This is a genomic window from Enterobacter cloacae complex sp. HYC042_NIDB (assembly GCF_056673315.1).
This window is the reverse complement of the sequence record NZ_CP109650.1, coordinates 1,764,554-1,785,564: the sequence shown is the minus strand read 5'-3', so window position 1 is coordinate 1,785,564 and position 21,011 is coordinate 1,764,554. Positions and strand designations below refer to the sequence as shown.

Here is a 21,011-nt window from a genome sequence, read left to right as displayed (position 1 = left end):
CGATTCATGACCATGCCAACCTCACAATGTCCGTGGCGGATGCAGGTTCATCACATCCATCAGGAGACGCCGGATGTGTGGACGCTGTCGCTGCTCTGCCACGACTACTATCCGTACCGTGCGGGCCAGTATGCGCTGGTCAGCGTTCGCAACTCGGCGGACACGCTTCGCGCCTATACGATCTCCTCCACGCCGGGCGTGAGCGAGTACATTACGCTCACTATCCGCCGCATTGATGACGGTGCAGGCTCCCAGTGGCTGACCCGTGACGTGAAGCGCGGGGATTATATCTGGCTGTCTGACGCGCAGGGGGATTTCACCTGTGACGACAAGGCAGACGATAAATTCCTGCTGCTGGCGGCGGGCTGCGGCGTAACGCCGATCATGTCGATGCGCCGCTGGCTGGCGAAGAACCGCCCGCAGGCCGACGTGCAGACGATCTTCAGCGTGCGCTCTCCGGAAGATGTGATTTTTGCCGAGGAGTGGCGTGATTATCCGGTGACGCTGGTGGCGGAACACAACGCGACCCACGGTTTTGTGCCCGGTCGCCTGAGCCGCGAGCTGCTGCAAAGCGTGCCGGACATTGCGAACCGTACCGTGATGACCTGCGGCCCGGCGCCGTACATGGATATCGTGGAGAAAGAAGTTAGAGCGCTTGGCGTGACCCGCTTCTTCAAAGAGCAGTTCTTCACGCCGGTGGCGGAAGCGGCAACCAGCGGGATTCAGTTCACCAAACTGCAGCCCGCACAGACCTTCTTTGGCCGCGTGGGCACCACGCTGCTGGAAGCGCTGGAAAGCAACAAGGTGCCGGTAGTCGCGGCCTGCCGTGCGGGCGTGTGCGGCTGCTGTAAAACGAAAGTGGTTTCCGGGGAATATACCGTCACCAGCACCATGACGCTGTCCGACGCGGAAATTGCCGAGGGTTACGTGCTGGCGTGCTCGTGCCACCCGCAGGGGGATCTGGTCCTCGCATAAGCAATAAACGTTCGATCGTAGGCCCGGTAAGCGTCAGCGCCACCGGGCTTTTTGGCCGGGTGGCACTGCGTTTACCCGGCCTACGTTGTGCATGCTGCCTGTACGGCAGTGAACCCGAAACAAACAGGCGGGGCTACAGCGTATTGTTTCTAAGCTGCCTGTACGGCAGTAAACTTCCTGGGCAGATGATCGACAACGGGATATAATTTTCTAAGCTGCCTGTACGGCAGTAAACTAATGACTCACGCTCACGACGACATCAGGGTTTTTCTAAGCTGCCTGTACGGCAGTGAACTGGAACAATCTACACCTATCACCTTGTCAGATAAAGAATTCCCCTAAAAAATACCCCTTAAACCCTTTTTCATCACAAATAATTCCGCTTAATAAAATCAAAGACTTAAAAACCACCAATAAAAAAGGGTCCAGAGACCCTTATATTTTTAGCACCCAGCTTTATTGCCACGCAGGCGCTTTCCCTAACGCAAACCGCCCTGCCCCTAAACACGCCACCGCCAGCGAGCCAACAAAGAAGTACACCAGACTTTCAATCGCCCATGCCCCAACCTTATCGAGCGCGAACGTTTCACCCACTCCCACCATCAGCCATGCCACGATCATCGTAAACGCCAGCACCAGCGCGGCCGGGCGCGTAAAAAGCCCGACAATAATCAGGATCGGTGCCACCACTTCGCCAACCAACACGCCGTAGGCAATAAATCCCGGCAGCCCTTTCTCTACCAGCATGCCGCTGATAAATCCCACGCCGCCAAACAGCTTATGTAAACCGTGAAAAAGCATCAGCCCACCGACGGCAAGTCGTAACAAGAGTTTGCCGAGATCGTCGTACGATAGCTTTTCATTAACAGAAATTAACAATGATTTAACCATTTGAAATGATTCCTGTTTTCACTGAGACATCACCAGATTATGCCGAAGCGTGGCGCGTGAAAAGCACCTTTTAAATGGGGGGATTTGACGGGCAATACAGTGACTTTCTTCTAAGCTTGTAAGCGATATCACAAAAAGGAGACGGACAACCATGAAACAAACCGTGGCTGCATATATAGCGAAAACGCTCGAACAGGCTGGCGTAAAACGTATCTGGGGCGTGACCGGCGATTCCCTGAACGGGCTTAGCGACAGCCTGAACAAGATGAAAACCATCGAATGGATGCCGACCCGTCATGAGGAGGTCGCTGCCTTCGCCGCCGGTGCTGAAGCGCAGCTCACAGGAGAACTGGCCGTGTGTGCAGGCTCGTGCGGGCCCGGCAACCTGCATCTGATCAACGGCCTGTTCGACTGCCACCGTAACCACGTGCCGGTGCTGGCGATTGCCGCCCATATCCCCTCTTCCGAAATCGGCAGCGGCTATTTTCAGGAGACGCATCCGCAGGAGCTGTTCCGTGAATGCAGCCACTACTGTGAGCTGGTTTCATCCCCGGAGCAGATCCCGCAGGTGCTGGCGATCGCCATGCGCAAAGCCGTACTAAACCGTGGCGTTTCCGTGGTCGTTATCCCGGGAGACGTGGCGCTCAAGGCTGCGCCTGAAGGGGCCAGCACCCACTGGTATCACGCTCCGCAGCCGGTGGTAACGCCAGCCGAAGAGGAGCTGAAAAAGCTGGCGCAGCTGCTGCGCTACTCCAGCAATATCGCCCTGATGTGCGGCAGCGGCTGTGCGGGCGCGCATAAAGAGCTGCTGGAATTTGCCGGAAAGCTTAAAGCGCCGATCGTCCACGCCCTGCGCGGCAAAGAGCACGTCGAATACGATAACCCGTACGATGTGGGCATGACCGGGCTGATCGGTTTTTCTTCCGGCTTCCACACCATGATGAACGCCGACACGTTGATCCTGCTCGGCACCCAGTTCCCGTACCGCGCGTTCTATCCGACGGATGCCAAAATCATTCAGATTGATATCAACCCGGCCAGCATCGGCGCGCACAGCAAGGTCGATATGGCGCTGGTGGGCGATATTAAATCCACCCTTGCCGCCCTGCTGCCGCTGCTGGAAGAGAAAACCGACCGCAAATTCCTTGATAAGGCGTTGAGCGACTACCGCGACGCGCGCAAGGGGCTGGACGACCTCGCCAAACCGAGCGACAAAGCCATTCATCCGCAGTATCTGGCGCAGCAGATCAGCCATTTTGCGGACGACGACGCTATTTTTACCTGCGATGTCGGCACGCCAACCGTCTGGGCGGCGCGCTACCTGAAGATGAACGGCAAACGTCGCCTGCTCGGCTCGTTCAACCACGGCTCAATGGCCAACGCCATGCCGCAGGCGCTGGGGGCAAAAGCGACGGCACCGGAGCGTCAGGTCGTGGCGATGTGCGGCGACGGCGGGTTCAGTATGCTGATGGGGGATTTCCTGTCGGTGGTGCAGATGAAGCTTCCGCTGAAAATCGTGGTCTTTAACAACAGCGTGCTGGGCTTCGTGGCGATGGAGATGAAGGCCGGAGGCTATCTCACGGATGGCACCGAGTTGCACGACACCAACTTTGCCCGCATCGCCGAAGCGTGCGGCATCACCGGCATCCGCGTGGAGAAAGCCTCAGAGGTGGATGAAGCCCTGCAGCGCGCCTTCTCCATCGACGGTCCGGTACTGGTTGACGTCGTCGTCGCCAAAGAAGAGCTGGCGATCCCGCCGCAGATCAAGCTGGAACAGGCCAAAGGTTTTAGCCTCTACATGCTGCGCGCCATCATCAGCGGGCGCGGTGACGAAGTGATCGAACTGGCAAAAACCAACTGGCTCAGGTAAAACGTTTCGCATGACCTCTTAAAATAAAGGGATGTGAAATGATTGATTTGCGTAGTGATACCGTTACCCGCCCGAGCCGCGCCATGCTCGAAGAGATGATGGCCGCCCCGGTCGGGGACGACGTCTACGGCGATGACCCGACGGTCAACGAACTGCAGCGCTATGCGGCAGAGCTGAGCGGCAAGGAGGCCGCGCTGTTCCTGCCGACCGGCACGCAGGCTAACCTGGTGGCGCTGCTCAGCCATTGCGAGCGCGGCGAAGAGTATATCGTCGGCCAGGGTGCGCATAACTACCTGTACGAAGCTGGCGGCGCGGCGGTGCTCGGTAGCATCCAGCCGCAGCCGATTGACGCCGCGCCGGACGGCTCCCTGCCGCTGGATAAAGTCGCGGCAAAAATCAAAGCTGACGATATTCACTTCGCCCGCACCAGGCTGCTCAGCCTCGAAAACACCCACAACGGTAAAGTGCTGCCGCGCGAATACCTGAAAGCAGCGTGGGAATTCACTCGCGAGCGCAGGCTCGGCCTGCACGTCGATGGCGCACGCATTTTCAATGCCGTGGTGGAGTACGGCTGCGAGCTGAAAGAGATAACGCAATATTGCGACTCGTTCACCATTTGCCTCTCAAAAGGGCTGGGCACGCCGGTGGGTTCGCTGCTGGTCGGCAGCGCAGACTACATCAAGCGCGCCAACCGCTGGCGTAAAATGACCGGCGGCGGCATGCGTCAGGCGGGCATTCTGGCGGCTGCGGGACTGTACGCGTTAAAAAATAACGTGGCACGCCTCAAGGACGATCATGACAACGCCGCGTGGATGGCAACGCAGCTGCGCGAGATCGGCGCGGACGTGATGCGTCACGACACCAACATGCTTTTTGTGCGCGTGGGCGACGAGCACGCCGCTGCGCTGGGTGAATTTATGAAAGCGCGTGGCGTGCTGATCAACGCCTCCCCGGTCGTGCGCCTGGTGATGCATCTCGACGTGAGCCGCGAACAGCTGGCGGACGTGGTAAAACACTGGCAGGCGTTTTTACAGGGTTAAGGAGTATCACGTGCCGCAACGTATTCTGGTGCTTGGCGCCAGCGGATATATCGGTCAGCACCTCACTACTGCATTAAGCCAGCAGGGGCATCAGGTGCGGGCAGCGGCACGCAATACCGAGCGTCTGCAAAAGCTTGGTTTGCCTGGCGTGACCTGTCACAACGTCGATCTCAACTGGCCGAAGGAACTCCCCGCGCTGCTGGAAGGGGTCGACACGCTTTACTACCTGGTCCACAGCATGGGCGAAGGCGGGGATTTTATCGCCCACGAGCGTCAGGTGGCGATGAACGTCCGCGATGCCCTGCTGCAAACCCCGGTTAAGCAGGTGATTTTTTTAAGCTCGCTCCAGGCACCCGAACACGAGCAGTCCGACCATCTGCGCGCCCGCCAGCTGACGGCAGACACGCTGCGCGGGGCGAATATTCCCGTCACCGAACTGCGCGCCGGGATCATCGTCGGCGCGGGTTCCGCCGCCTTCGAAGTAATGCGCGATATGGTCTACAACCTACCGGTGCTGACCCCGCCGCGCTGGGTACGCTCGCGCACCACGCCCATTGCGCTGGAGAATTTGCTCCACTATCTGGTGGCCCTGCTGGATCACCCGGCAGAGCAACACCGCGTGCTGGAGGCGGCAGGCCCGGAAGTGCTGAGCTATCAGGAGCAGTTCGAACATTTCATGCGCGTCAGCGGACGCCGCCGCTGGCTGATCCCCATCCCCTTCCCGACCCGCTGGATTTCAGTGTGGTTTTTGAATGTCATCACCTCCGTGCCGCCAACGACCGCCAAAGCACTGATCCAGGGGCTAAAGCACGATCTGCTGGCGGACGATCGCGCGCTGCGCGCATTGATCCCCCAGGCGTTGATCCGCTTTGACGACGCGGTGCGCCATACGCTGAAAGAAGAAGAGAAGCTGGTGAACTCCAGCGACTGGGGCTACGACGCGCAGGCCTTTGCCCGCTGGCGCCCCGAGTACGGCTATTACCCGAAGCAGGCGGGCTGCACGGTAAAAACCTCTGCCAGCCTTCACGCGCTGTGGGAGGTGGTGAACCAGATCGGCGGCAAAGAGCGCTATTTCTTCGGCAATATCCTCTGGCAGACGCGCGGTGCGATGGATCTGCTGGTCGGTCACCGGCTGGCGAAAGGCCGCCCGGCGCATCCGTATCTTAAGCCAGGCGATGCGGTCGACAGCTGGAAGGTGATCGTCGTCGAGCCGGAAAAACAGCTGGCGCTACTGTTCGGCATGAAGGCGCCGGGGCTGGGGCGGCTCTGCTTTACGCTTAAGGACAAAGGCGAACATCGGGAACTGGACGTTCGCGCCTGGTGGCACCCACACGGGATGCCGGGTCTGTTCTACTGGCTGTTTATGATCCCCGCCCATCTGTTTATCTTCCGGGGAATGGCAAAACGCATTGCGCAACTGGCAGAACAAAAGACGAAAATAAGTTAATAAAACCCTCTTTCTTTCACCTTTCCCATTGCAACACATCGTAATTCACGAAAGAATGCGCACGAAATTCTTTTCAACACAGTGGATTGATATGAAGGTACTGGTTACCGGGGCGACCAGCGGCTTAGGCCGAAATGCGGTCGAATTTCTGCGCAACAAGGGCATCAGCGTCAGGGCCACCGGTCGCAACGAAGCGATGGGGAAACTGCTGCAAAAAATGGGCGCGGAGTTCGTCCATGCCGACCTGACGGAGCTGGTCTCCTCGCAGGCGAAGGTGATGCTCGCCGGTATCGACACGCTGTGGCACTGCTCCAGTTTTACCTCCCCGTGGGGAACCCAGGAAGCCTTCGATCTCGCCAACGTGCGCGCCACGCGTCGTCTGGGCGAATGGGCCGTCGCCTGGGGCGTGCGTAACTTTATCCATATCTCCTCCCCGTCGCTCTATTTTGATTATCACCACCATCGCGACGTGCAGGAAGACTTCCGCCCTGCTCGCTTTGCCTGCGAGTTTGCCCGCAGCAAGGCGGCCAGCGAAGAGGTGATCGACCTGCTGGCGCAGTCAAACCCGCATACCCGTTTTACCGTCCTGCGCCCGCAAAGCCTCTTCGGACCGCACGACAAAGTGTTTATTCCGCGTCTGGCGCAGATGATGCACCACTACGGCAGCGTGCTGCTGCCGCGCGGCGGCGATGCGCTGGTGGACATGACCTATTACGAAAATGCCGTCCACGCCATGTGGCTGGCAAGCCAGCCGGACTGCGATAAGCTTATCTCCGGTCGCGCCTATAACATCACCAACGGTGAACCGTGCACGTTGCGCAGCATCGTGCAGCGGCTGATTGATGAACTGCAGATCGACTGCCGTATCCGTTCCGTGCCCTACCCGATGCTGGACATGATCGCCCGCAGCATGGAGCGTTTTGGCAGTAAATCCGCCAAAGAGCCCGCGCTGACGCACTACGGCGTATCGAAGCTTAACTTTGATTTTACGCTGGATATCACGCGCGCGGAGACTGAGCTGGGGTATAAGCCGATTGTGACGCTGGATGAAGGCATTGTGCGCACGGCGGCGTGGTTACGGGATCACGGGAAGTTGCACCGCTAGCCTTTTTGCCCGGTGGCGGCTTCGCCTTACCGGGCCTACATCCCCTCGCCCCTCCGGGGAGAGGGTTAGGGTGAGGGGAAAGTGCAGATACTAAAACGGCAACCTTTCGGTTGCCGTTTGCTTTTACAGAGCCGTCCAGGCATCAGCCCATGCCAGACCTGCGCCTGGTTCATAGTATGCCGGGGAGTTGTTACACCAGCCGCTGTACGGGAACGGTTTGCACTGGAACAGTTTACCGTGGTTGTTCACGATATCACCTGCGTTGTACTTGCTGTTCGCGCTCCACGCCTGGTAAGCACCTTCGTCACCTGATGGCGTTGCCGCTTTCGCTTTCACGTTCAGCAGGTAAGTGGTGGTATTGCTCAGCTCGCCATCGCTGACGGTCAGGCTGATTTCAATCTGCTGCGCCGTTGCGGACTCAGGCGCCTTGAAGGTCACCACCGCTTTATCTTCGCCGGTCACAGTCTGGCCATCCTGAGAATGCCAGGTGTAGGTCAGCTTGTTGCCGTCCGCGTCGGTAGAGCCTTCCGCGCTCAGAGAAACCTGTGCGCCCGCTTCAACGGCACCGATTGGACCCGCAATCTGCGCAACCGGTGCGTGGTTCACCGCAACAGGTTCAGCCGGGGTTTCATCCGGCGTTGGCGCTGGAGCTGGTGCCGGCGTTTCATCTTCTGAAGGCGTTGGCGTTGGCGCTGGCGTTACCGGGGTTTCGTCCGGCGTTACGGCAGAGCCGTCATCGTTCACGATATTGACGTTATAGAACTTCTGCACGCACTTGGTATAGTCGCCGTCTTTGAACGCGCTGAACGGCGTCTGGTAGCCCACCAGCTGGCACGAGTAGGTCTTACCGTCTGGCGTATCCGCGCTCCATCCCCAGTCCTGCTCCCAGTAGATCTTCAAGGCGCCGGCACCGTATTCGTCGAACTGCTTCATGTTGGCGCAGCCCAGCACTTCATTGGCCGGAACAGGCACTTTCAGGTAGTTCGCGAACTCTTTGTAGTACTTGATACGGTTCTGAGACTGAGCAATTTCAGTCGGGCCGCCGCACTCTACGCCGCCGTTGATGATCTGGGTGGTCACACCGAAGCCAGGGACCAGACCGTTGGCTTTATCATGATCGTTCGGCTGCCACGTGCCGTCGATAACCTGCAGCATGCTTGGTTTTGGCGGCTGCGGGTAGGCGAAGAAGAAGATCGCGCTCGCCAGGTTCAGCCAGGTATCCGCCACCAGCTCAGGTTTATCCAGCAGGGTACGCACGTCGCCGTACATTGCTTCGGAGAACGGACCGTAGTTGTAGTTGTAGGACAGCTGCTTCGCGCCGCGACCGAAGTAGCTCAGGAAGTCGCCGTCTTTATCCTTACCGCACGGCCAGGTCTGGCCCTGCCATACTTTCGGGTCACATTCGCCGTTATAGCCGCCCTTCTGCCCTTCGCTCCAGCCCATTTCACGCACGTGGACCAGCGCCTGACGCCACTCGGCTTCCGGACGCCAGCTTTCGTGGCCGCCGGTTTCCTGGGCAAAGTGGGCAAACATGGTGGCCAGCTCTTTGCGGCAGATCGCATCGCTGTCGCGACCGTCGTTATAGGTCTTACACAGCGCCGGGAATTTACCTACGGCTTTCAGGAAGTTGCTGTAGGTATAGGCCTGAGCGCGCAGCGGGAAGAGATAATCCCAGTCGCTGGCCTTCACGATCCCTTCCACGCGCTTAACGTTGTCCGGGTTCGCCGCACGGCCTGGCTCAATCATTTCGACCTGCGCGTTATCAAGGGTCTGAATCGTCTCTTTAACGGAGGTCATCAGCGGGAAGTTAGTGAGCTCCTGCTCTTTCTTCGCCAGATCGCTGGCTTTCATGGTGTACGGCTCGCCGGTGGTCGCCTGCAAAGAGGCAGCCTGCGCCATAAAAGGTGCAACGCAAGCACCAGCAACAAGTACACTCAGTAACGTCCTTTTGTTCATTTCAATATTCCTGTTTCGTTAAGATTAAAAAAAGAATCCCGGTTTATGTATTAATCCATTAATAAATAAACCACAGACAGCTGTTTTCACTTTTCGAAGAACACCAAAAGGAATTCTTCAAAAATAAAAAACGTTAATAACGCGCTGCTAATTTCAATTCCTGATATTTTTTCCAGACTTTGTGGGCATACATCATACGCTGCGGATAATTCTCTTTTTTCAACCCGGCGTTATAAGCTCCCACCGCTTCCCAGTTATAGCCGTAGACCTTAATCATGTTTGAGAGAATTGACGCTCCCACCATAATTGAGGTACAGGGTTCGGCCATCAACTGATATTCATCAATGCCTTTGCTCTCAAGCTCCGTAAAGTGCGAGCTGTTTATTTGCATTAATCCCACATCGCGAGTGCCATCGTGGTTTTGCCCAACCGCATACGGGTTCATCCCGGATTCAACGTTAGCAATGGCGTAGAGCAAATAAGGATCGACATGATAATAATACGCAGCTCTGTCCCAACAATTTGCCAGTGCGCTTTGGCTTATTATCAATAACAACAATATTAACTTTTTCATTTTTACCTGCTGACATTTGCGGTTATTTCTCCTGGCCAACATCCTGTAAAATGAAGTTTGAATTGCTCCCCCCAATAAGGGGGGAGCATTTATTGGGCTAGATTATTTGCAGTCTGTTGCTGCGCCTTCTTTTACCCATACGTCGCTGTTAGCCGGGTTATCACCACGGGTCCACCATTTGGCACGGTAAACGCTGCCCTGGTAAGTGGTGGTATCACCGCCGTTGTAGACCAGGTCAGAACGCCAGTTCATCTTCACGTTGCTCACCAGTTCCCATGCATCCACACCGAAGCCAGGCTGGTTGCCCTGCGTCCAGTACTTCGCTTTCCACACCAGATGGTCGAAGCTTACGGTATCGCCATTGTTGTAGATTTTGCTGGCATCCCACGCAGCATATTTGCTGGCGTTAGCATCGACAGGCGCGTCGCAGCTACCGGTTGCAGAACCTTCGTCAGATGGCGGAGTCACATCATCAGCCGGAGGGGTCACATCGTCAGCTGGTGGGGTCACATCGTCAGCCGGAGGGGTCACCTCATCAGCCGGTGGCGTTACGTCAGCCGGTTTTGGATTCACAGTCACCTGCACGTTAGACTGCACGCTGGTTTTACCATCCGTCACAACAACGCTCAGCGTGTAAGAAGAGGTATTGTTCACCTCTGGCGCAGTGATGCGAACGTTAGCAGTATCGGTACCCGTTGCGTTCATATCAGCCGGTACGCTCCAGCTGTAGGTCAGCGCATCGCCATCAGGATCGGAGGCTTGTGCATGCAGAGAAATCGCTTCACCGGATTCAACGGTAACGGATTCCATGGCATTGATCACCGGAGCCTGGTTGGCCTTAGGCGCTTTGTTCACTACTTGTACGTCGATAGCGTTGCTCAACCCTTTCGCGTCGGTCACGGTCAGGCGGAACACCAGGTTCTGATCGCTGGTCACGGCCGGTACGCTGAAGCTGGCTTTCGCTTTGGTGCTGTTCGCCAGGGTCACGGTGGCGCCGGAAACCTGCGTCCATTTATAGGTCAGCGCATCGCCGTCCTGGTCGCTGGAGGCTGAGCCGTCGAGCGTGACAGTCGCCGGGCCCGTTACCGTCATGTCGGTTGCAGAAGCGACCGGCGCATGGTTGGTTACAACCGGCTCAACAGGCGTAGAGCTGCCGCCCAGCAGGCTTTCGTTCATGGCATTCAGGATATCGCCGTTATCGGATTCGATAGACCATGCGAACAAACCACCCAGGTTTTTGCTCAGCACGTATTTGCCTTTCGCATTGACGGAACGGGCGTTATCGTATGTCACCAGCTCACCGGTGGATTTGTTGAACACGTACGGCGCTTCTGCTGCTTCGTCGTATTTGTATTCCCAGCCTGGTTTGCCCAGCATCTGGTTTACAATCTGACGGTAGTCAACAATACCGTTTTCCCATGTCCCTTTGATTGGACCCGTCGCGGTACCGGTGAATGGATTGTCACCCGTGTAACCGTGAACGCCGGTCCAGCCGCGGCCATACATGCCCGCACCGACGACGATCTTGCCAGGCTGAACGCCCTGCGCCAGCATCTCTTTCACTGCGTTATCGGTGGTGTAGTTGGTATCTGGTTTCCAGGACGCACCGTACAGCGCGGTCTGGTGACCCAAATCGGTATTACTCCACGCACCGTAGAAGTCGTAGCTCATCAGGAAGATATGGTCGATGTACTGCTGTGCGGTGTTGTAGTCCACGTCTTCGATCTTATCTTTACCTGCACCGATTGCCGTGGTCAGCTCGTAGGTACGGCCAGTTTCCGCAGACAGCTCGTTCAGCATCTGACGCAGGTCATGCATCAGCGCGGTGTAAGTTGCTTTGTCGGTCTGCGGGTTACCCAGCTTGGCGTTCTCACCGCCGCCGCCCGGGAATTCCCAGTCGATATCCACACCGTCGAACACTTTCCAGGTGGTCAGGAAGTCTTTAACGGACGCAACGAAGCGGTCGCGCAGCACTTTGTTATCCATCTGATAGAACGGGTCAGACAGAGTCCAGCCGCCTACGGATGGCAGGATTTTCAGATCAGGATGGGCTTTTTTCATCGCCATCAGCTGGCCGTAGTTGCCTTTGTACGGGTCGTCCCAGTTGCTTACGCCCTGCTGAGGTTTTTGCAGCGCAGCCCACGGGTCGTGGATCGCCACGGTGTAGTCCTGGCGGCCCTGACAGGCGCGTTTCAGAGACTCCAGCGCGCCGGAGGATTTGGCGCTGTCGTTAATGCCGTCGCCGCCACAGATTGGAATGAAGCCGTACAGCAGGTGGTTAATGTTCGCGACAGGAATTTTGTCTGCCGAGAAGTTACGGTCGTACACGCCCCACTCAGGGAAGTAAGCGCCAACCACTTTATCGGTGTGCTGCGCGAACGCTTTGTTGTTTTCCAGCAGCGGGGTGTTCAGAGGAAGCAGGTGGCTACCGTCGGTATCCGCCACGATGATCAGCTTGCTGGCGCTCTTGGTGCAGCCGCTGTCGTTACACAGCTCAACCTGCTCCTGATAGCGTCCGCCTTTCTTCACTTTAAAGGTCGCAGAGCCTGCGGCACTACCCGCACCGGTCCAGACGGTCTTGCCGTCCAGCAAAACTTTTGCAGACGTTGGGGCATCGCCGCTCCAGACGTTCCACTCCACCTTCACGTCAACGCCATCTTTATGCACTTTGATGAGGTTGTTGTAGTCCTGTGCCGCCTGATCTACCTCTACCAGCGCAAACTTATCATTGCCTGATGTAATTGACGGTGTACCCGGCGCCGCTGCAAATACTGAGCTTGTTGCGGCTGCAACAAAAAGCGCCAGATATTTAGGCTTCATAAATTTCATTTTTTATTTCCTGATAAATTTATTCGTAACGTAATAATCCATGTCTTCCTTGAGAGCATGGAGTCTATTTGCGTAATGCGTATTTAACCAACCTGAAAACCGTGACAAAAAACGTCTTGCTGCGTTGTATTCCTCCATAAAAAGATACAAGCCCAAATTCCGTGTAGCTTATATCTTTTACGATACACTGAGCGCAAAGAGACATCCTTCTCTTCCACCGTCAAAAAAACTTATAAAAAAACTTGACCTGTATATTTAAAATATGAAAGCAAACTGCTGCCCAATAAACACGACTATTCCAGCAAATGACAGATAGGGTCCGAAAGAAATAGTGAGGTTATTTTTATTTAAATTATTTAACGCGAAATAGCCCGCGATACCGCTCAACGCTGCGGCAAGTTCAATTGAAGGCAGCGCCTGCCAGCCGCACCAGGCACCTAAGGCCGCCAGCAGCTTAAAATCGCCGTAGCCCAGTCCTTCCCGCCCGGTCAGCAGGCGAAAGGCCCAGTAAAGCAGCCAGAGCGACAGATAGCCCGCTACCGCACCGAACAGCGCGTCCTGCAACGGCAATCTGTGGTCAAATGCATGGAGTAAGAGACCTGCCCACAACAGCGGCTGGGTCAGGCAGTCCGGGAGAAGCTGATGCTGCCAGTCGATCATCGCCAGAGGCAGTAAAAACAGCGCGAGTAACCACAGCGAAAACACCCCCTGAACGTCCGGCATGCACCAGGCCGTAACGCCAAAAAACAGCGCCGAGAAAAATTCGATCAAAAATAACCGCAGCGGGATGGTCGTGCCGCACTGGTGGCAGCGTCCCCGTAACAACAGCCAGCTGACCAGGGGGATATTTTCCCATGCAGCAAGCGTGTGCTGGCACACCGGACAGTGCGAAGCAGGAAAGAGCAGATTGCCGCTTCCCTCTTCATCCATCACGATCCCCGGCAGGCGCTCGGCAACAACGCCAAGAAAACTGCCCATAATCCCGCCCAGGATCGCACTCATTATCGGAAAACTAACCGGGCAGGCCTCCCGGATCAGCGAGAAGGTATTCATGCGTTTTTTGCCCAGGTGAGCTGCACCTGCGCTTTTACATCGCTGAGATGGTCAACCGGCGTAAGGTTTATTTTTTGCAATCTGACGCCGGAGGTCTGATTAATTTCGCGCAGCCAGTTTTTTAATTCATAAACATTTACCCGATTAACCACGAACGATAAAGTTTGTCCTTCCTGGCGCACGTCCGTCAGCGACAGGTTAATTTCATTGGCGCTTTTCTCGACCACCGTGCGTGGATTATCCGTTTTGACTAACTGAACCTGAAGATGATTTTTATCAATTTCATTGCGCATCCAGTTAAGCGTCTCTTTTTGTCTTTTAAGCGTCGATTTACTATTTTGAATCATATTATCCAAAGGGATGACTCCTGCGTAATACACCGCAGCCCCAAGCAGGGCAACGATGCAGAGTTTTAAAATAACTTTCTCCCGGGCGCTGTAGTTCTGGTAGCGTGATTTCAGCTGCGCGATTCGCTCTTTCATTTATGTTTCCCTGCGATCATGGCGGTATAGGGTTCGGTGGTTGAAACAGGCTGTAAGGTAAAATCGAAATTCTCACGGGTCTGGTTAACAAACGCCTGCAACGCGGGCTGGTTTTGCGCGCTGACGCTCAGCGTCAGCGTGTTTTGCTGCGCATCGTATTCCAGCAGATCGATTTCCATCGCAGGCACTGACTGCCGGGCGGCCGCCAGCTCGTCCAGCTGAAGGAAGATCCCCTTACTCTGTTTTTTGACGTTCTGACCAAAGTGATATTTGATATTGGTCTGGTGACGCATGCTGGGGAAATGGTGCTTATACACCTGGAGGATCTCCTCCTGTATCTGGTTTTCCTGCTGCACCAGCATCCAGGCCATCGCAACGCGCGGCCCCAGCAGCAGACCAACGGACAGCAGGCCCGCAATCGCCACTGCGGCTTTCATGCTTTTCGCGACGCGCCCGTTACCGGCCTTAAGGCTGAATTCACCGTGAAGCAGATTCACGCGACACGCCTGCCACTGCGGCTGGATCAGCACCAACGGATGCTGCCAGGGCTGGGCAATGTCGACGTCCACACCAGCAGGCGCTTCGCCGTAACAGCACACCTCCCTCTCTCCGGCCTTCTGCATCAGAAGCGGCAGCAGGCTCGCTTCCATTTCGCTGGCAACATGCGGTGATAAACGTAGCCAGTAGCCGTCGTCCTGAGCGACAAGAGTACTTCCGCCAGCCGTCACGGGCAGCAGCCAGGCATCCGGCAGCACCTGGATCACTTTTAACCCCGCCTCCTGACAGCGGCTTAACCACCCGCGCAGCAGATCGGCGTCTATCGCCACCGCATCAACCTCAGCGCCTTTTTTGTTCAGCACCGTCCAGTGGAGATTATCCACCTCGCCAATCAGCGTCTCTTCCGCCATCCAGGAGAATGCCGTCGCCTGAGAGGCGACTTTCTTCGGCAGCGTAAAATGGCGGAAGATCATGCTGCTGGCGGGCAGCAGCAGACAAACACGGGCCGCCAGTGGGTGGTCCGCCAGCGCGTCCAGGCTCTCCAGCGTCTCAACCTGCTGGCTGCCGGAGACACACCCCATTATTTTCCCGCCCTCGCGGTTATCGGGACGAACAAAAAGTACCTGTTTCATAGCGATCTACTTTTCTTATTCAATCATTCGGTAACGACGTTGCCACGTCACGATCTCACCGGCTTCGTTATTCACCTGAAGCTGGCTAACCACGCGAAGCGTTAATTCATCGGTATTGCCGGTATAATTCACGCGGAAATACCGGCTGCTGATGGAGAGAAACTCAGCCACCTGCGGGAGGTCGTCTTTCAACTGCGGGAAGGTCTGCTCCAGCGCTTTGCTGAAGGTTTCCATATTTTCCCAGCCCGTTTCAGGACGCGAATCAATCAGGCGAACCGCGTCATCTTCCGTCAGTTTTCCCGGGAACAGGGCGGCCAGTAAGGCGGCCTGTTCCGGCTTCAGGGTGTTCACATCCACCTTGCTGGCGGTGTCTGGCAGCGCGCACAGCAGTTTGCTCACCTTCGGGTATGCCGCCGCCGGAAACGCGGGCAGCTGTTTGATCTCCGCAATGGTGCGCATCATCTGGTTCGCGGGCTGTCGGGCGGGCAAGACGCCCGCCCAGGCATCGCTCTCTGCACCGTCTTTGGCCGTCGTCGCGTCGCCATCGAGATAGTCCACCAGCTGTTGATACACCTCTTCTGCCGTAGTGTGGCTGATGCCGCTTTCCGTCAGGATCTGTTCAACAATCTGCTCGTTGCGCGGTTTTTCCGGCACGGCGGGCGCGTTTTGCCCCTGTGGTATTTTCTCTGCGGCCAGCAGGTTATTGACGTTAAAGCAGTCCTGCGCGTCTTCCACCTGGCTGACCACCGTGTAATCTTCGCCCCGCGTCTCCAGCGGCTGGTGCCAGTCGCCGTCAAGGTTCAGAGCCTTGTTTTCACCGGTGGCGTCGGTCTGCAGGCGGTCCTTCACCACCTTCTCCTGCGCCTGCATCGCCCAGCGCAACTGCTGCTGGCTGACCTGATAATGGGTTTTCTGCAGATTGCGACAGAACTGCTGGCTAATTTTGGCGGCCAGCGCCGACATCATGACCAGCAGGATCAGCACAACCAGCAGCGCTACCCCTTTCTGTTTACGTAATGCACTCATGATTTTGCTTCCGGTGCCGGCAACGGCGCAGGCGCGGTCTCTGGCGCAGCGGCGGGCGCTGGCGCCGCCGCTTCAGGCATATCGCCAGGAGTCGTAAAGACCCAGCGCCAGGTATCGCCGTTTTCCATGGTCAGCGTCAGCTCCACGCCGTCCGGCAGATGCGCCGGGTCGCTCCAGCTTTTCTGCCAGCCCTGACGGTAAAAACGCCACTGCAGCGATTTCACCTCACTGACAATCGGCACTTCATCGGGCTTCTCGTCCACCGGGCCATCAATCACCGGCCAGACGTCGCGATACAGACGCCCCTCTTCCAGGCGCCAGCGCACACGCTCCAGTTGGATCGTTCCGCTCACGCCATTCAGCGTGGTCAGCTCAAGCGCATCATCCACCTGACGAAACAGATCCGGCTCGTTACGCGGGGCGCGCGCCTGCAGCTGGTAGAAATCGCGCTCCATCAGATTCCAGGCCCGCTGCAGCTGATTGAGCTTCGCGGCGCTGGCGTCGGTTGCCGAACTGGTGCGCATTGCGCCGTCCAGAATTTGCCAGGCCAGGGTGCTGATCACCGCAAATATCGTCAGGGCAATCATGATCTCCAGCAGGGTAAACCCGCGCTGGCGTCGCGTTTTTTTCACTTGCTCTCTCCCGGCGGAACGATTTGCAAAGCGATAACCGGCTGGCTGTCGTCCCCTTCCGCGTAGACGCGAATGGCGTTCGCCCAGCCGTTGTCGGCGGTTTTCACCCGCTGCTTGCGCCAGTTCCAGCTGCGCCCGCCCATGATTTCCGTCCCCTGCGCCTCGGCGTCCGGGAAGTCGGTTTTCGTGAGCTGCGCTTCCGCCAGCTGATTTTCCGCCACCCAGCTGGCCTGCAGGGTATCGGCCAGGCCGTGAGTGAAACGCACGTTCAGGGAGACGGAGTTCATCAGCGCCAGCGCGGCGGTGGAGAAGATCACCAGCGCGACCATCACCTCCAGCAGCGTCATCCCCTTTTGCTTTTTGCCGTTAGCCATCGTTCTCTACCGATACAGGCGCAGCGCCTTGCGACACCACGCGGAAATGGTGCTGTTTGTCATAGCTTTGCAGCGTCAGCGTGAAGCGGCTGATTTCGCCGTCCGGTAAAAAGAGCACCTGCGGATCGGCGCTTACCGTGGCGGCAAGGCGCTGGGGCGAGAGCGAAACGTGCATCTCTTCCGGGAAATCGCCCTTGGTGGTAATACGCCCGGCGGATAACGGCACCCAGTGACGTTCGCCGTTTTTATCCTCGAGCGTCACCAGCTGATAATTATCCGTCGTGATGACCAGCCCGACGATATTTCCGTCCATCACCGCACGGTCTGAACCATAATCAACGAGGGCTTTTAATTGCTGGCCAAATATATCCGCACCGCTGCGTGAGGGTATGGTTGACACCACCATCATGGCGCAGCTGGCAAATATCACCAGCGCCAGAATAATTTCCAGCAACGTAAAGCCGCGTTGTTTATTCATTATTTCTCTTTCTTATCCAGAGACCAGTTCGTAATATCATCGGCGGTATTGGCTTCACCGTCCGGACCGGCGGAGAAGACGTCGACCGCGCCGTGTTCGCCCGGGCTAACCAGAATATAATCTCCGCCCCACGGGTCCTGCGGCAGGCGACGGATATAGCCATCAGCACGGTAGCCGTTCGGGATTGGCGCGATTTCAGGCTTGGTTACCAGCGCCTGTAAACCCTGCTCGGTTGTCGGGTAGCGGTGGTTATCCAGCTTATACATATCCAGCGAACCTTCGAGCGCGACAATATCGCTGGTTGCTTTTTGCGTATCTGCTTTTTCTTTATTGCCCATTAAGTTTGGCACCACCATGCTCGCCAGTACGCCGAGAATAACAATGACCACCATTAATTCGAGCAAGGTGAAACCCGCCTGACGCGCCAGGTTTTTACGTTTTAAAGCCATGATTTAACCTACCATATTATTAAGTTGCAGAAGCGGTTGTAATATTGACAGCACGATGAATAAAACAATCGTCGCCATGGATACCACCAGCGCCGGTTCAAATACCGACAGCGTTAATGTAATTCGATGCTGCAATGCCGATTCCTGATTTTCCGCCGCGCGGTCCATTAAATTGCCTAATTCTCCGCTCTCTTCGCCGGAGGCAATCATATACAGCATGGTTGGCGGGAATAATTTCGCCTGTTCCAGCGCGGCATAGAGCGATGCCCCCTGGCGCACGGTATCAGCGGCCTGCTCCAGCACCTGCCGGGCATAGAGGTTTTCGATACCGTCCATCGCGATGTACATCCCCTCCAGCAGCGGCACGCTGCTGGCCTGCAAAATGCTCAGGGTGCGGATATAGCGGGCGCTGTTGATGGCGCACACCAGCTTTTTGATCGGCGATCCGTTCACCAGCCAGCTGTGCCAGCGAAAACGGTTTTTGGCGTTTCTCAGCCAGGTCTTAAAGCCGACAAACCCGCCGCCGAGGATCGCCACGATGTAGATCCCATACGCCTGCAGAAAATCACTCACCGCAATCAGCGTGCGGGTGGTGATCGGCAGCTGCTGCTTCATGTGGGTGAACTGCTCGATCACCTGCGGCACCACCGCCACCAGCAGAATGCTGATGACCGCGATGGCGACCACGGTCAGGGTAATCGGGTAGACCATCGCCTGCGTCAGCTTGCTTTTCATCTTCTGGCGCTGCTCGTTGTACTCCGCCAGCTTCTCCAGCACGTCGCCCAGGTGGCCGGTTTTTTCGCTGGCCATCACCAGGGTGCAGTAGAGCTTGTCGAAGGTGCGCGGGAACTGGCTAAACGCGTCGAACAGCGTGTGGCCTTCCACTACTTTCTCGCGGATCTCCACCACCATCGCCGCCAGCTTTTTGTCCTCCGTCTGCTTCGAGATAGCCTTCAGGGCGCTTTCCAGCGGCAGCGCGGCGTTGACCAGCGTCGAAAGCTGGCGGGTAAACATCGACAGCACCGGCGTGGAGAGCTTTGCGCCGGTTTTCGCTTTACCGGACGCCGCCGCCTCGCGGGTTTCGTTGATGCTGACGGGCATCAGCTTTTGCTCGCGAAGCCACTGGCGAACCTGCTTTTGCCCCTCGGCCTGCAGCGTGCCGCGCTGGGTTTTCCCCGCGCCGTCCGTTGCGGTCCAGGCGTAGAAGGCCATTACGCATCCCCCCCACGCTCGGCGGTGACGCGCATCACCTCTTCCAGCGAGGTCACGCCGCTAATCACCTTCAGCAGCCCGTTTTCACGCAGGCTGTAAGCCTGCTTAAAGAGCTGCGTCTCGATGGACATTTCGTCCTTATCTTCATGAATGGCGCGGCGCATGGTGCTGTCCACCACCAGGAACTCATGAATACCGGCCCGGCCCTGATAGCCGCTCTGGCGGCAGTGTTCACAGCCCACCGCGCGGTAAATCGCTTTTGGCGGCGCGTCCATAAAGCTGAACAGCGCTTTTTCATTGGCATCCAGCGGACTGGTGGTCCGGCAGTGCGTACACAGCCGACGCACCAGACGCTGGGCAATGACACCGAGCAACGATGAACCGATTAAAAAGGATTCCAGCCCCATATCCCGCAGGCGGGTTATCGCCCCTGCGGCGCTGTTGGTGTGCAGCGTAGACATGACCAGGTGACCGGTAAGCGACGCCTGCACCGCAATTTGCGCGGTCTCACCGTCACGAATTTCCCCGATCATCACCACGTCCGGGTCCTGACGCAGAATGGCGCGCAGCCCGCGGGCAAAGGTCATGTCCACGCGCGGGTTAACCTGCGTCTGCCCCACCCCTTCCAGCTCGTATTCAATCGGGTCTTCTACGGTCAGAATGTTGCGTTCGTGACCGTTCAGCGCCGAAGAATGGCGTACAGGGTGGTACTTTTACCGGAGCCTGTCGGCCCGGTGACCAGGATAATGCCGTGCGGGCGGTCAATCAGCCCTTTCAGCTTCTCCAGCTCTTCATCAATCAGGCCCAGCTTGTTGATGTCGGGCTTGAGATTGCTTTTATCGAGCAGACGCATCACCACGCGCTCGCCGTACTGGGACGGAATGGTCGAGACGCGCACGTCGATCGCCTTGCGACCAATGCGCAGGGAGATACGGCCATCCTGCGGCAGGCGCTTCTCGGCGATGTCGAGTTTTGACATGACCTTGATGCGCGATACCAGCAGCGGCGCGAGCTTGCGCGCAGGCTGCAGCACCGGGCGCAGCACGCCGTCAACGCGGAAGCGAATGCTCAGCGTGCGCTCGAAGGTTTCGATATGAATATCCGACGCGCCGTCCTTCACCGCCTCGCCGAGAATGGCGTTGATCAGGCGGATTACCGGCGAGTTTTCGTCGTTATCGAGCAGATCTTCGTTATCCGGGATCTCCTCGGTTAACGCCATCAGGTCGATATCGGCGTCCATATCGTCCACCAGCTGCTGCGAGACGCCGCTGCTCTGCTGCCAGATTTTGGCCAGCATCTCGTCAAACGCTTCCGGCGTGAGGGTGACCGGGACGAACGCGCGTCCCAGCACCCGGCGCACTTCCAGCAGTGCAAATGCCGGGGTGTCATCACGGATATAGACGTCATTGTTATAAAATAAAACGCCGTTATCTTTTGCGTAGCTGCTGCTACACAGTGTTTTACTCAGTTCGTCCACGTTGCCCCTCC

Annotated in this window: 18 protein-coding genes and 1 pseudogene; 5 read left to right on the top strand and 14 right to left on the bottom strand. The window is 57.0% G+C overall.

Features of this window, described 5'->3' with window-relative positions:
* Window positions 1-6: 6 nt before the first annotated feature.
* Window positions 7-975, top strand: a complete 969-nt coding sequence (hcr, locus tag OKF39_RS08515) for an NADH oxidoreductase (protein WP_028012541.1) — start codon at window positions 7-9, stop codon at window positions 973-975.
* A 456-nt stretch (window positions 976-1,431) separates the two neighbouring features.
* Here hcr and OKF39_RS08510 read toward each other — a convergent pair whose 3' ends face one another.
* On the bottom strand, window positions 1,432-1,866 hold the full coding sequence (locus OKF39_RS08510) for a DoxX family protein (protein WP_479983674.1): 435 nt from the start codon (window positions 1,864-1,866) through the stop codon (window positions 1,432-1,434).
* A gap of 151 nt (window positions 1,867-2,017) precedes the next feature.
* Here OKF39_RS08510 and poxB point away from each other — a divergent pair, with 151 nt between their 5' ends.
* From poxB to OKF39_RS08490, 4 genes are all read left to right on the top strand, one after another.
* Entirely contained in the window at window positions 2,018-3,736 is a 1,719-nt protein-coding gene (gene poxB, locus OKF39_RS08505; RefSeq protein ID WP_041910648.1) for a ubiquinone-dependent pyruvate dehydrogenase, read from the top strand.
* 38 nt (window positions 3,737-3,774) lie between these two features.
* On the top strand, window positions 3,775-4,776 hold the full coding sequence (ltaE, locus tag OKF39_RS08500; protein ID WP_479983673.1) for a low-specificity L-threonine aldolase: 1,002 nt from the start codon (window positions 3,775-3,777) through the stop codon (window positions 4,774-4,776).
* Between the two features lie 10 nt (window positions 4,777-4,786).
* A complete protein-coding gene (locus tag OKF39_RS08495) occupies window positions 4,787-6,223 on the top strand; it encodes an SDR family oxidoreductase (protein ID WP_479983672.1) in 1,437 nt (478 codons plus the stop codon).
* Window positions 6,224-6,314: 91 nt separating this feature from the next.
* A complete protein-coding gene (locus OKF39_RS08490) occupies window positions 6,315-7,328 on the top strand; it encodes an NAD-dependent epimerase/dehydratase family protein (RefSeq protein WP_028012536.1) in 1,014 nt (337 codons plus the stop codon).
* 123 nt (window positions 7,329-7,451) lie between these two features.
* Here OKF39_RS08490 and OKF39_RS08485 read toward each other — a convergent pair whose 3' ends face one another.
* The 13 genes and pseudogenes from OKF39_RS08485 to gspE form a co-directional block, all read right to left on the bottom strand.
* Window positions 7,452-9,284, bottom strand: a complete 1,833-nt coding sequence (locus OKF39_RS08485) for a chitinase (RefSeq protein ID WP_150143180.1) — start codon at window positions 9,282-9,284, stop codon at window positions 7,452-7,454.
* 133 nt (window positions 9,285-9,417) lie between these two features.
* Window positions 9,418-9,858, bottom strand: coding sequence for a type III secretion system invasion protein IagB (gene iagB / locus OKF39_RS08480; RefSeq protein ID WP_479983671.1), 441 nt, complete (start codon window positions 9,856-9,858; stop codon window positions 9,418-9,420).
* Window positions 9,859-9,960: 102 nt separating this feature from the next.
* Window positions 9,961-12,687, bottom strand: a complete 2,727-nt coding sequence (locus tag OKF39_RS08475) for a glycosyl hydrolase family 18 protein (protein ID WP_047368191.1) — start codon at window positions 12,685-12,687, stop codon at window positions 9,961-9,963.
* 255 nt (window positions 12,688-12,942) lie between these two features.
* Complete coding sequence (locus tag OKF39_RS08470) at window positions 12,943-13,740, bottom strand: prepilin peptidase (RefSeq protein WP_047368190.1); 798 nt, start codon at window positions 13,738-13,740, stop codon at window positions 12,943-12,945.
* A complete protein-coding gene (gene gspM / locus OKF39_RS08465; RefSeq protein WP_045261799.1) occupies window positions 13,737-14,222 on the bottom strand; it encodes a type II secretion system protein GspM in 486 nt (161 codons plus the stop codon). The genes OKF39_RS08470 and gspM overlap by 4 nt, the downstream gene beginning before the upstream one ends.
* Entirely contained in the window at window positions 14,219-15,352 is a 1,134-nt protein-coding gene (gene gspL / locus OKF39_RS08460; protein WP_479983670.1) for a type II secretion system protein GspL, read from the bottom strand. Before gspL ends, gspM begins: the two co-directional genes overlap by 4 nt.
* Before the next feature lie 15 nt (window positions 15,353-15,367).
* Window positions 15,368-16,378 (bottom strand): type II secretion system minor pseudopilin GspK, encoded by a 1,011-nt coding sequence (gene gspK / locus OKF39_RS08455; RefSeq protein ID WP_069732566.1) that lies wholly within the window; start codon window positions 16,376-16,378, stop codon window positions 15,368-15,370.
* Complete coding sequence (gspJ, locus tag OKF39_RS08450) at window positions 16,375-17,010, bottom strand: type II secretion system minor pseudopilin GspJ (RefSeq protein WP_479983669.1); 636 nt, start codon at window positions 17,008-17,010, stop codon at window positions 16,375-16,377. Before gspJ ends, gspK begins: the two co-directional genes overlap by 4 nt.
* Complete coding sequence (gspI, locus tag OKF39_RS08445; protein WP_028012527.1) at window positions 17,007-17,384, bottom strand: type II secretion system minor pseudopilin GspI; 378 nt, start codon at window positions 17,382-17,384, stop codon at window positions 17,007-17,009. The genes gspJ and gspI overlap by 4 nt, the downstream gene beginning before the upstream one ends.
* A complete protein-coding gene (gene gspH / locus OKF39_RS08440; protein ID WP_028012526.1) occupies window positions 17,377-17,862 on the bottom strand; it encodes a type II secretion system minor pseudopilin GspH in 486 nt (161 codons plus the stop codon). The genes gspI and gspH overlap by 8 nt, the downstream gene beginning before the upstream one ends.
* Window positions 17,862-18,311, bottom strand: a complete 450-nt coding sequence (gene gspG, locus OKF39_RS08435; protein ID WP_028012525.1) for a type II secretion system major pseudopilin GspG — start codon at window positions 18,309-18,311, stop codon at window positions 17,862-17,864. Before gspG ends, gspH begins: the two co-directional genes overlap by 1 nt.
* A gap of 3 nt (window positions 18,312-18,314) precedes the next feature.
* Window positions 18,315-19,523 carry a type II secretion system inner membrane protein GspF gene (gene gspF / locus OKF39_RS08430; protein WP_479983668.1) on the bottom strand — a complete coding sequence of 403 codons (1,209 nt, stop codon included), beginning with the start codon at window positions 19,521-19,523 and terminating at the stop codon, window positions 18,315-18,317.
* Window positions 19,523-21,000 (bottom strand): annotated as a pseudogene (gspE, locus tag OKF39_RS08425) (type II secretion system ATPase GspE). The gene gspF and the pseudogene gspE overlap by 1 nt, the downstream one beginning before the upstream one ends.
* Window positions 21,001-21,011 lie beyond the last annotated feature (11 nt).